The sequence below is a fragment of the Pseudomonas sp. LG1D9 genome, from assembly GCF_002949995.1.
GTDB lineage: Bacteria > Pseudomonadota > Gammaproteobacteria > Pseudomonadales > Pseudomonadaceae > Aquipseudomonas > Aquipseudomonas proteolytica.
Genome location: NZ_CP026881.1, coordinates 4,806,683 through 4,818,147 on the forward strand (window position 1 = coordinate 4,806,683; position 11,465 = coordinate 4,818,147).

Sequence of the window (11,465 nt, forward strand, 5' to 3'; positions counted from 1 at the left end):
CTCATGGGGGGTTCCTTTCTCAGCTTTTCCTGAAATTTAAAGTAAGGGTGGTTGCGGTGAGGAACGCAATGATCATGCTTATGAAGTACAACGTGTCATGCAGCGTCAGAAGGCCGCTATCTATCGAGCTGAAACGTATCTGTGGATTGAGTGAAATCAAACTATCGATCAGCCAGATGGGCGCCTGATGGTCCAACATATCCAGAACTAGTGATAGCGTGCTTACTGCAAATAGTAGCGCGAGTGTGATCACAAAAATAATCAGACGATTATAGGCCAGTACACAGATGAGGCAGGCGAATGAAAGATAAGCACCTGCCAGTAGCCAACTCCCGATGGACTGAGCCAAGATGGTCGAATTGTCCGCGATGCCCAGATAATTTATGGTAATGACCAGTGGGAAGTTTAATAAAATCGTGAGCGCACAGAGTGTCCAGGCGGCCAGGAATTTTCCCAGTGTCAGCTCCAGGGCGGAGACTGGCAGGGTGCTTGTAAAGCAAAATGCATCGTCTTTGTGCTCGTTCGCCCAAAGCAGTGTTGAAATAATAGGAATGAAAAAAAGGTAAAGCCAAGGATGGAACTGAAAAAAAGCGTGTAAGTTTTCCGGAGTTTTTTCCAGGAAGTTTCCTACAAACAAGCCGAGCACAGTGTTGGCAATCAAGAAAGTCGCGATGCTTAAGTAAGTGGTCGGGCTCGACAAGTAACTGCTTAGTTGCCGCTTGAATATCACGGGTAGACGTTTCAATTGAGTGCCTCCTGGCTCAAGTGGTGGATGACATCGCTCAGGCGCCCCGGCTCAAGGCTCAAGGTATTGATCTTCCAGCGACGGTTGGCGACCAGGGCATTGACGTGTGGATAGATGATTTGCCCCGGCATCGCGAGCACGGTCACGCTGCCGGCGCTATGCCGGTCTTCCTCTATGCCGGCCACTCCCGGGAGCACGGCCAGCGCCAGCAGGTCGAGGGGGGCATCGGCGGCCAGGGTGATTGCCTGGTAATAGTGCGAACTGCGCTGTAGCTCGCTGACGGGGGCATCGGCCAGCAATCTGCCCTCGGCCATAACCAGCGCCCGTTGACAAATACACGAGAACTCTTCGGGATTGCGCGAGGCGACAATCACCGTCATGTCTTCGGCCAGGGACTGGATGAGCGTCCCGACCTTTTGCTTTTGCAAGGGGTCCAGGCCTGCTGTGGGCTCATCGAGTAACAGCAACCTGGGGTCATGCAGGATGGCTTGGGCCAGCGCCACTTTGCGTTGGTGCCCCGCAGGAAGGGTGGCGATAGGTGAGTCAAGTACTCGCCAGAGCTCTAGGCGGGTGATTGCCCGGTCCACCATCTTGCGCTTTTGCAGGCCATGCAGCCCGCGAACTTCGGCGATGAAACCGAGGAAGTTCTTGACTGTCATGTTGCCTTGGCCGAGTGCCGCTTCAGGTTGATAACCTATTATTTTTTTCGCTCTTATGGGGTGGGTTGAGATATTTGTGTCATGTATTTTTATGGTGCCGGAAGTTGCCTTGATAGCGCCTGAGAGCAATTTGAGCAATGTGCTTTTGCCTGCGCCCTCATGTCCAAACAATCCCAGGCATTCCCGGGAGGTAACGCTGAACGTCAAGTTGTCGATGGCAATCGTCTGTCCTGTTTTTTTTGTTAGATTTGTTATTTCGATCATTGGGCTTTTCTACTTGGTTGTTTGCCGGGGCATGCTGAGTAGACGGGGCTCTATAAGCCAGTGTCTTCGGTTTGAGAATTGCCGAACGTTGTGGGAAAAAGTACTGATCAAGTGTTTAAGGCGCTGCTTTGTTAAAAAATGGTACGTTCAATAGGGGCGTTTGGAAACGCTGAGTCGCTGGAATAAGGTAAGTCCTACATGTGCCTCAATCACTCGCTGAAACAATTGTGTTGTTCTTGGTGATATGTTGATTTTTATTTCATAGATGGCGTGTATATGAAGTACTACCGTAAAGGAGTCCGATACTCATGATGCTTCTGCGTACTCTTGTTCTTGAACACTCTGGTCATGATTCCCCGGTTAACGGTGCATTGCTCTGTTGCTTTGCGGTACCGCAAATCGCTGCGAACTTTCTTGTCTATAGCCTGGACGAAGAGGTCGAGCCTGGGAGTTCGCGGGTCTATATCGCTGCACTGCGCAGGAAGGCCGAGCGGTATTTTCTAGGAGGGATCGAGTCCAAGGAGAACCTGCAACTGGCGATGAGCGTGCTCAAGCAGATCATCACCCTGGCCACCGCATCCGGGGTCAAGGATGGCAATTGCTCGGCGTCACAGGTGGCCTATCACTTCATTGACTTGAAGGGCAGCAAGCTACCGACGGCGAGGCCTGAAGATCACCACTCGCTGATGATCAAGAAGGTATTGGTGATGAAGGTCATCACCCTGGGGACTTCAGTCATTGGCCTGCCTGCGATCGAGAGCGCCGAGTTGATTGTGCCGTCCATTCGTTTCTCGTCAAAAATGGTGTCGCCGCCCAATCCGGCAAATCGCAATGAGGCTGTGACGCAGGAGCCGGACGAGGAACCGGCCGTAGTGCTGCCGGCGTTAATCCCTGAGGAGCCATTACCTACTCCGACGAAGGCGCCGCAGCCCGAGGAGCCGGCTCCGCGAGTGCAAGAGCCTGTGGCACCTGCCGAAGCCGTGCCGCCATCTGTGGTGCCGGATCAGGCGACCCTGCATGAGGTGGATACCACGCTGACCAATCTTGCCCGGGTGGCGCAAGAGTTGACGCAACAGAAGCGTGCGGCGTTTGAGCAGCAGGAGGAACTTGAGCAGCAGAGAACCCAGTTGCTACGGGAAAAAAATGCATTGGCGCAGGCCAATCAACAGTTGGCGGCGCTGGAAACTGACTTGCAGCAAAGAACCCTGGCGTTGAAGGGGCGTGAAGAGCACCAGGCGCAGGTGCAGCAGGCAGAACAACGCCGTCTGGAGGGTTGGGCACGTCAGATCGAAGATGAGTCGTTCAGGCTGCAGGCGCTGGACCGTGCGACCCAGCAACAGGCTGAGCAACTGGCGAGCAGCATGGGGCAGTTATCGGGCCTGAGGGGCGATCTGCAGGCGGTGTTGAATCGCCTGGACGCCACCTTGTTTCCCGAGCAAAAGGTCGAGGTGCAGCGCGGCGTGGATGCAGGCAGTTTGCCTGGTCCCGGTTGACCCTGGGAATCAGGCCTGGCTACTTTCTGGCGTTCATTTATTATCAAGGCCGACCAGTTGCCGTCAGGCAGCCAGTGCATCTTTGGTGGGTGTAGCGCTGGTTTGAACCAATGGAAGTTTGCGGGGGATGTGACGCTTTTGAGTACCAAGCTGATTACCAAAGAAGGTCATGAAGCGCTGAAGAAGGAGCTTGATTACCTGTGGCGAGAAAAGCGTCCTGATACCACGCGCAAAGTGACTTGGGCAGCTTCCCTGGGAGACCGCAGCGAGAACGCCGACTACCAGTACAACAAGAAGCTGCTGCGCGAAATCGATCGTCGGGTGCGTTACCTGCGCAAACGCCTGGAAGATATGCGTGTGGTGGAATACATGCCCGAGCAGGAGGGCAAGGTGTTCTTCGGGGCTTGGGTGGATATCGAAAACGAGCAGGGGGAGACCAAGCGTTTTCGAATCGTGGGCTATGACGAGATTTATGAGCGCATGGACTACATTTCCATCGACTCACCCATGGCCAGGGCATTGCTGCGCAAAGAGGTGGACGATGAAGCCATTGTGCAGACGCCAGGCGGTGAAGTGTGCTGGTGGATCACCGGCATCGAGTACATCAAGTAGCAGCCGGCTTGCTGGCGATGGCGCCTGTAGTAAGGCCGGCTCCCCGGGGGGAGCCGGCTTTTTTTGTTTCAACCTTCGCGCAATACCGCCAGCGGGCTGGCGTTCAACGCCCGACGCGTACCGAATACCCCGGCACCACCGATCAACACGGCACCAATCAGCGGAAGCACCAGCAGCCACGGATGTGGGTGCCAGACCAGGTCGAAGGCATAGCGATACAGGACCAGCGTCACCAGTTCGGTACCCAACGCCGCCAGCAGCCCGCTGACCGCACCCAGTAGCCCGAACTCGATGCGCCGGGCCTTGACCAGCAACTTGCGTTCCGCCCCCAGGGCGCGCAACAAGGCGCCTTGGCGGATACGTTCGTCCAGGGTGGCCTGAAGGCCCGAGAACAGCACCGCCATGCCAGCCGCCAGGACAAACAGCAGCACGTACTCCACGGCCAGCGTGACCTGGGCCAGGATACTGCGCAATTGGGCCAGCAACGCCTCGACCTGCAGGATGGTCACTGCCGGAAAGGCTCGGGACAGGTCGACGATCTGCTGGTCATGGCCGGCCGCCAGATAAAAGCTGGTCAGGTAGGTGGCCGGCAGGTCCTTGAGGGTGCCCGGTTGGAAGATCATGAAGAAGTTGGGTTGGAAGTTGTCCCAGTTGATCTCCCGCAGGCTGGTGACGCGGGCCTCACGGTTTTCCCCGCCAACGGTGAAGATCAGGTGGTCGTTGAGCTTGAGCTTGAGGCTGTCGGCGACCTTGGCCTCGACCGACACGCCTGGTATGGCATCGCCCGGCTGATCCGACCACCAGGTGCCTGATGTGAGGGTGTTGCCTGGGGGCAGGTTGGCGGCCCAGGTCAGGCTCAGGTCCCGTTGTATCGCACGATCGCCACTGGAGTCCTTGCTGACAATTTCCTGCACCGGCTCGCCGTTGATGCTGATCAGGCGTCCCGGTACCACGGGATACAAGGGCGCTGCCTGCGCCTGCAGTTCAAGCAGGCGGGCACCGAAGGCGTCCTTGTCGGCCGGGAGGATGTTGAGGGCGAAATAGTTGGGAGCATCCTTTGGCAACTGGTTCTGCCAGGTGTCCAGCAACTCGCCACGCAGCAAGGCGATCAAACCCATCGATAGCAGGATCAGGCCAAACGCCAGGGACTGGCCCGCCGCGGCCAATGGGTGGCGTAACAACTGGCCCAGCCCCAGGCGCCAGGGCAGGGCGGCGCGTGCCAGCAGGCGGCGCAGGCTTTGCAGCAACAGCAGGAGCAGGCCCCCGAGGATCAACGCGGCGATAACCCCACCGCCCAGTAGGGCGAAGGTCAGCACCAGGTCCAGGCTCAGGCGCCACATGATCAGGCCCAGGGCAAACAACGCGGCCCCATACACCATCCAGGTACTGGAGGGGATCGGCAGCAAGTCGCGCCGCAATACCCGCAGCGGCGGCACTCGGCCCAGGGCCGCCAGAGGGGGCAGGGCAAAACCGGCCAGGGCCACCAGCCCGGTACCGATGCCGGCTACGGCGGGTAGCAGCCCACCCGGCGGTACGTCTGCCGGCAGCAGGTCGTGCAACAGGTAAAACAGCCCCAACTGTGCGAGCCAGCCCAGTGCCGCACCGGCAAGGCTGGCCAGCAAGCCCAGGACAGTCAGCTGCAGGCTGAACAACAGCATGGTTTCCCGGCGCGACAGGCCCAGGCAGCGCAACAGTGCGCTGGCGTCGAAGCGGCGGCTGGCAAAGCGGTTCGCCGACAGCGCCACGGCCACCCCGGACAGCAGCACGGCAACCAGGCTGGCCATGTTCAGGTAGCGCTCGGCCTTGCCCAAGGCACCACCGATCTGTTGGTTGCCGTCCCGTGCGTCCTGCAGGCGCTGGTTGGCGGCCAGCCCCGGCGTTATCTGGTCGCGATAGGTCTGCAGGGCGGTACTGGCTGGTGGCGCACGCCACAGCTCGCGGTAGCTGACCCGGCTGCCCGGCTGGACTACGCCGGTGGCCTCAAGGTCAGCCAGGTTGATCATCACCCGAGGGGTGAGGCTATAGAAGTTGCCCGCCCGATCCGGCTCATAGGTGAGGACGCGCGCCAGGCGCAGGGTTTTCATGCCCACGTCGATGCTGTCGCCGACTTTCAGGTCCAGTGCTGTCAGCAGACGTGCCTCGACCCAGGCTTCACCGGCTTTCGGCCCGCCGCCCGAGGTTTCTTCGGCGAACGGTTCGGCCGCGCTTTTCAGTTGGCCGCGTAGCGGGTATTGCTCGTTGACTGCCTTGATGCTCGACAGCTGAATGCCGTTGTCGGTGGCGATGACGCTGGAAAACTCCACCACCCTGGCGTGCGTCAGGCCCAGTTGTGTGCCGCTGGTGACCTGCTCGGAACGGGCAGGGGAGCTGCCCTCCAGCACCAGGTCGGCGCCGAGGAACTCGGTGGCGCGCAGTAGCATCGCGCCGTTGAGCCGCGCCCCGAAATAACCGATGGCGGTGCTGGCGGCCACGGCCACCAGCAGGGCGAAGAACAACACGCGCAATTCACCGGCGCGGGCATCGCGCAATAACTGGCGTAGGGCAAGGCTGAACAGGCGCAACAGCGGCAAACGTGCCATCAAGGCTCCAGGGGCTCGACCATCAGGCCGGCTTCAAGGCGGATCAGGCGTCGGCAGCGATGGGCCAGGCGCTCGTCGTGGGTCACCAGCACCAGGGTGGTACCGTTTTCTTTATTGAGTTCAAACAGCAGGTCGCTGATGCGCTCGCCGGTGTGGCTGTCGAGGTTGCCGGTGGGTTCATCGGCAAACAGCACGTCCGGCTCGGCCGCGAACGCCCGGGCAATCGCCACGCGTTGCTGCTCGCCGCCGGAGAGCTGGCGGGGTGAATGGGTCAGGCGCTGGCCCAGGCCGACACGTTCGAGCAAGTGCCTGGCGCGCTCGCGGGCGTCTTTGCGCCCGTCCAGCTCCAGGGGCAGCATGACGTTTTCGAGGGCATTGAGGCTGTCGAGCAACTGGAACGACTGGAACACAAAACCGACGTGTTCAGCGCGGATACGTGCCCGTTGATCCTCGTCCAGGACGCTCAGGGCCTGGCCGGCGAGGGTCACTTCACCGCTGCTGGGCAGGTCGAGCCCGGCCAGCAGGCCAAGGAGCGTGGATTTTCCGGAACCGGAGCTGCCGACGATAGCCAGGCTATCGCCCTTGTTCAGTTCCAGGCTCAGTTCGTGCAGGATGGTCAGTTCACCTTCCGCGCTGGGAACCACTTTGCTAAGGTTCTGCGCGGTGAGAATGCATGCGCCCATGGAGAATCCGATGCGAATATGGTTTTTGAGTGCTGGCCTGGCCCTGATGTGCATGGCCCAGAACGCAGCGGCGGGTACTGTCCTGATCGTTGGCGATAGTATCAGTGCCGGTTTCGGCCTGGATACCAGCAAAGGGTGGGTCGCACTGCTGGAGCAACGCCTCAAGAAGGAGGGTTTCGCCGATAAAGTGGTCAACGCCTCCATCAGCGGCGACACCAGTGCCGGAGGCTTGGCGCGGCTGCCGGCGGCGCTTGCAGAGCATAAGCCCGACGTGGTGGTTATCGAGTTGGGGGGGAACGACGGCTTGCGTGGGCAGCCCCCGGCGCAATTGCAACAAAATCTTGCGTCGATGATTGACCAGTCCAAGGCCGGTGGAGCCAAGGTGTTGCTGCTGGGGATGCAGTTGCCGCCCAATTATGGCCAGCGATATACCACTGCGTTTGCCGAAGTCTATGGTGCGCTGGCCAAGGAAAAAAACGTCCCCTTGGTGCCGTTTTTCCTTGAAGGTGTGGGGGGCGATCCGGAGATGATGCAGGCTGATCAACTGCACCCGGCAGTCGGTGCCCAGGCCAAGTTGCTGGAAAATGTCTGGCCGACGCTAAAACCGCTGTTATGACGCTTTTCTAGCAGCGGTCTTTCGGCTAAGGTGGCGCCCCCGATTTGGAGCCCCCGATGTCGTCGCGTCCTGCCTGGTCCTTGTTTGCCTACCAACTGATCGAGCCCGACGAGCAGCTGGATCTGTTCGCCTGCCAGGAAGTGAAGGTGCATCTGGTGACGCGCCAGTTGGAGCTGGGCGGTACCATCGATCGCACGCTCTGCGGCACATTGCTGCCGGCCCAGCCACGCTGGTCTTCGGTGGATCGTTCGATCTTCCAGGACCAGCGCCTCTGCCCCTTGTGCCGGGCGATTCTCGAATCGCAAAAGCGGGGTACGCCGCCTATCTGGCCTGAACTGCGCTTCGAGCTTTAAGGGCAGGTACACGCTACAATCGCCATTTTACCCCCGTCGATCTGCGAAGGATTTTCCGGATGTTGTCGCGCCTGCCTGTCGTCACCCGCTGCCTGTCTCTCGCTGCCTTGTGTGCAGCCGGTCCTGTTGCGGCCCTGCAACTGCCCCTGCCACCACCGGGTGAAGACATTGTCGGCCAGGTCCAGGTGATCAAGGCCAAGTACGAAGACACCTTTGCCGACCTGGGGGTGACTTATGACCTGGGCTATTCGGAGATGGTTGCGGCCAACCCCGGCGTCGATGCCTGGTTGCCGGGTGCCGGGGCCGAGATTGTGCTGCCGACCCGTTTCATTTTGCCGCCGGGTCCCCGGGAAGGCATCGTGATCAACCTGGCCGAGTACCGCTTGTACTATTACCCCAAGGGCCAGGACGTGGTGTACACCTTCCCGCTTGGAATCGGTCGTGAAGGCTGGGGCTCGCCGATTGCCCATACCAGCATCATCGCCAAGACTCCCAATCCGACCTGGACCCCGCCAGCGTCAATCAAGGCCGAGCACGCTGCCGACGGCGACCCGTTGCCCAACGTGGTGCCGGCAGGTCCCGACAACCCCCTGGGGCCGTTCAAGTTCACCCTGGGCACGCCGGGCTACCTGATTCATGGTTCCAACAAGAAGTTCGGCATTGGTACCCGTACCAGCCATGGCTGCTTCCGCATGTTCAACAACAACGTGCTGGAGATGGCCAAGATGGTCCCGGTGGGCACGCCTGTGCGGATCATCAATGATGCCTACAAGTTCGGCATCAGCGGCGGCAAGGTCTACCTGGAAGCCCATGCGCCATTGAACGACGATGGCACGCCGTCGGTGGTCGACAAGCACACGGCAGTCATCAATGCGATGCTCAAGCGCGAAGACCTGGCCAACAACCTGCGGGTCAACTGGGATGAAGTGCGTGATGTCGTCGCGGCCGAAGATGGCTTGCCGGCGCAGATTGGCGAGCCGGGAGCGGCGCCGATGGTCACCAGCATGCCGGTCGATTTGCAGCAGTAACACCTGCCGTCAATCGAAGCCCGCTATGGATTGCTCCTGGCGGGCTTTTTATTGCCTTGGATCCATAGCTGAATCCCAGGCAATAAAAAGCCGATCCAAAAATGGATCGGCTTGATAACAACCCCGAAGGATTATTACTTGCGGCTAGCTTTTTCAAGCATACGCAGAGCGCGCTCGTTAGCTTCGTCAGCAGTCTGTTGTGCTTTTTGAGCAGCAGCCAGAGCTTCATCAGCTTTACGGTAGGCTTCGTCTGCACGGGCCTGGGAGCGAGCTGCTGCGTCTTCAGTTGCAGTCAGACGAGCTTCGGTTTCTTTGGAGACGCTGCTGCAACCGGTAGCCAGAACTGCGGCCAGAGCCAGAGCAGAGAATTTCAGAACGTTGTTCATCGTGTTCCCCTTCAAGGACTTTCTATTTAATGGCTACTATCTCAGAGTGAGCTAATAGCCGGCGTACATACTACCCATTACTTGTAGTAAGTAAACTGACGTAGCGCAAGAAGCAAAAAAAATTCTTGTGCCGAATCTATTTTGGCTAATCTTTAGCGAGTTTGTATAAAAAATATCCAGTTTTTGCTGCGCGGGCAAACATTGGATCCAGGCTGAAAGCACCGCCTGGCAAGTGTTAAACGTTGTAAGCCGATGTCAATTTATATATCTGCGCAAATACTATTGTTCAGATTGCCCGGGCGCTGACGGGCATCTTTCGCGCATGTAGAGGTGACTTTAAAAGCGTCGGTTCGTCTCAAGCTTCAACTGCCGGCAATGTTCAGGCTATCGACCACCGGATGTTCGATCAGCCCTTTCTATGTCCGCCAGCCTGATGGATGACGAGCGTCCCTTGAGCAATGACAGGATTGGTGCCTACTATTCCTTGGTGCGGGGCGTGAGTGCTGTAGGGCTTTTCTCGTTGTCGAAACCGGCACGGGGTGGCGTAGATGTTCCTTCGCCGGAAAAACATCGGTAAGGTAGGGGTCAGAAACCAAGACCCGCGAGGAGTAGTGATGAGCGAGGCGTTGTCCATCCACCATGACCAGGCTGGTCATCAGTTCGAGACCAATGTGGACGGTCATCGTGCCTATCTGACCTACATGGACCTGGGGAAACAGACCCTGGATATCTATCGCACGTTTGTGCCCAATGCCCTGCGTGGGCGCGGCATTGCTGCTGCGCTGACCGAAGAGGCGCTGCAATACGCCGAGAGCATGGGTTATACGGTGATCCCGTCCTGTTCCTATGTGGAGCGCTACATGGAGCGCCACCAGCGCCATGCCGCGAAGCTGTAAAAGCAAAGATGCGCACATAAAAAAACGCCGGGCTTAGCCCGGCGTTTTTGTGTGCGTCAGGTACGTTTGCGCTTGGGCAATACGTCCTTGAGCTTGGCGTGCATGCTGCGCAGGGTGGTCTCGGTGGCAGACCAGTCGATGCAGGCATCGGTGATCGACACGCCGTATTGCAGGTCGGCCAGATCTTTTGGAATCGCCTGGCAACCCCAGTTCAGGTGACTCTCGACCATCAGGCCGATAATCGACTGGTTGCCTTCCAGGATCTGGTTGGCCACGTTCTCCATCACCAGCGGTTGCAGCGCCGGATCTTTATTGGAATTGGCGTGGCTGCAATCAACCATGATGTTTGGCTTGATCTTCGCCTTGTTCAGCGCCTGTTCGCACAAGGCTACGCTGACCGAATCATAGTTGGGCTTGCCATTGCCGCCACGCAGTACCACGTGGCCATAGGCGTTGCCCTTGGTGGTGACGATGGACACGCCACCTTCCTGGTTGATCCCCAGGAAACGATGCGGGCTGGAAACCGACTGCAAGGCGTTGATCGCCACGGTCAGGCCGCCATCAGTACCGTTCTTGAAACCCACGGCCGAGGACAGGCCGGAGGCCATTTCGCGGTGGGTTTGCGATTCGGTGGTACGTGCACCGATCGCCGACCAGCTGATCAGGTCTTGCAAGTACTGCGGGGAAATCGGGTCCAGGGCTTCGGTGGCCGTGGGCAGGCCCATTTCAGCCAGGTCCAGCAGCAACTTGCGGCCGATATGCAAGCCGTCCTGAATCTTGAACGAGTCGTCCAGGTACGGATCGTTGATCAGGCCTTTCCAGCCGACAGTAGTACGCGGCTTCTCGAAATACACGCGCATCACCAGGTACAGGGTGTCGGACACTTCCGCAGCCAGCACCTTGAGGCGTTCGGCGTACTCATGGGCAGCCTTGAGGTCGTGGATCGAGCAAGGGCCGATCACCACGAACAGGCGGTGGTCAGTGCCGTCGAGGATGTCACGAATGACTTCGCGGCCCTTGGTGACAGTCTGCAGGGCAGCGTCGCTCAAAGGGATTTCGCGCTTGAGCTGATCGGGCGTGATCAGGGTCTCGTTGGATTCGACGTTTAGGTCGTTGATCGGTAAATCAGCCATCGTGTTACTCGTCAGGGT

12 protein-coding genes are annotated in these 11,465 nt (G+C 58.8%); 6 read left to right on the plus strand and 6 right to left on the minus strand.

From position 1 onward, the window contains the following. Positions 1 to 19 precede the first annotated feature (19 nt). Entirely contained in the window at positions 20 to 745 is a 726-nt protein-coding gene (locus tag C5F71_RS22520) for an ABC transporter permease (protein ID WP_104911976.1), read from the minus strand. Beyond that, positions 742 to 1,668, minus strand: a complete 927-nt coding sequence (locus C5F71_RS22525) for an ABC transporter ATP-binding protein (RefSeq protein WP_104911977.1) — start codon at positions 1,666 to 1,668, stop codon at positions 742 to 744. The genes C5F71_RS22520 and C5F71_RS22525 overlap by 4 nt, the downstream gene beginning before the upstream one ends. Positions 1,669 to 1,976: 308 nt before the next feature. Here C5F71_RS22525 and C5F71_RS22530 point away from each other — a divergent pair, with 308 nt between their 5' ends. Both C5F71_RS22530 and greB read left to right on the plus strand, forming a co-directional pair. Beyond that, positions 1,977 to 3,161 carry a hypothetical protein gene (locus C5F71_RS22530; RefSeq protein ID WP_104911978.1) on the plus strand — a complete coding sequence of 395 codons (1,185 nt, stop codon included), beginning with the start codon at positions 1,977 to 1,979 and terminating at the stop codon, positions 3,159 to 3,161. 138 nt (positions 3,162 to 3,299) lie between these two features. Then, the gene (gene greB, locus C5F71_RS22535; protein ID WP_029297967.1) at positions 3,300 to 3,773 is read left to right on the plus strand and encodes a transcription elongation factor GreB; all 474 of its coding nucleotides are present in this window, start codon (positions 3,300 to 3,302) and stop codon (positions 3,771 to 3,773) included. Positions 3,774 to 3,841: 68 nt separating this feature from the next. On the opposite strand, the gene C5F71_RS22540 is transcribed toward greB, so the two are convergent. Together C5F71_RS22540 and C5F71_RS22545 are read right to left on the minus strand one after the other, a co-directional pair. After that, entirely contained in the window at positions 3,842 to 6,352 is a 2,511-nt protein-coding gene (locus tag C5F71_RS22540) for an ABC transporter permease (RefSeq protein ID WP_104911979.1), read from the minus strand. Continuing rightward, entirely contained in the window at positions 6,352 to 7,035 is a 684-nt protein-coding gene (locus tag C5F71_RS22545; RefSeq protein ID WP_029297972.1) for an ABC transporter ATP-binding protein, read from the minus strand. The genes C5F71_RS22540 and C5F71_RS22545 overlap by 1 nt, the downstream gene beginning before the upstream one ends. Before the next feature lie 10 nt (positions 7,036 to 7,045). On the opposite strand from C5F71_RS22545, the gene C5F71_RS22550 reads away from it, so the two are divergent. The 3 genes from C5F71_RS22550 to C5F71_RS22560 are packed head-to-tail and all read left to right on the plus strand — an operon-like array spanning position 7,046 to position 9,032. Continuing rightward, on the plus strand, positions 7,046 to 7,651 hold the full coding sequence (locus C5F71_RS22550; protein ID WP_104911980.1) for an arylesterase: 606 nt from the start codon (positions 7,046 to 7,048) through the stop codon (positions 7,649 to 7,651). 56 nt (positions 7,652 to 7,707) lie between these two features. Further along, entirely contained in the window at positions 7,708 to 8,004 is a 297-nt protein-coding gene (locus tag C5F71_RS22555) for a hypothetical protein (RefSeq protein ID WP_029297976.1), read from the plus strand. 59 nt (positions 8,005 to 8,063) lie between these two features. Further along, positions 8,064 to 9,032 carry a L,D-transpeptidase family protein gene (locus tag C5F71_RS22560; protein WP_029297978.1) on the plus strand — a complete coding sequence of 323 codons (969 nt, stop codon included), beginning with the start codon at positions 8,064 to 8,066 and terminating at the stop codon, positions 9,030 to 9,032. A 134-nt stretch (positions 9,033 to 9,166) separates the two neighbouring features. On the opposite strand, the gene oprI is transcribed toward C5F71_RS22560, so the two are convergent. After that, entirely contained in the window at positions 9,167 to 9,418 is a 252-nt protein-coding gene (gene oprI / locus C5F71_RS22565) for an outer membrane lipoprotei OprI (RefSeq protein WP_003172710.1), read from the minus strand. Positions 9,419 to 10,032: 614 nt separating this feature from the next. Here oprI and C5F71_RS22570 point away from each other — a divergent pair. Continuing rightward, a complete protein-coding gene (locus C5F71_RS22570; RefSeq protein WP_029297992.1) occupies positions 10,033 to 10,314 on the plus strand; it encodes a GNAT family N-acetyltransferase in 282 nt (93 codons plus the stop codon). 56 nt (positions 10,315 to 10,370) lie between these two features. Here the strand turns inward: C5F71_RS22570 and C5F71_RS22575 are convergent, their stop codons facing one another. Beyond that, the gene (locus C5F71_RS22575) at positions 10,371 to 11,447 is read right to left on the minus strand and encodes a 3-deoxy-7-phosphoheptulonate synthase (protein ID WP_104911981.1); all 1,077 of its coding nucleotides are present in this window, start codon (positions 11,445 to 11,447) and stop codon (positions 10,371 to 10,373) included. Positions 11,448 to 11,465: the final 18 nt, after the last annotated feature.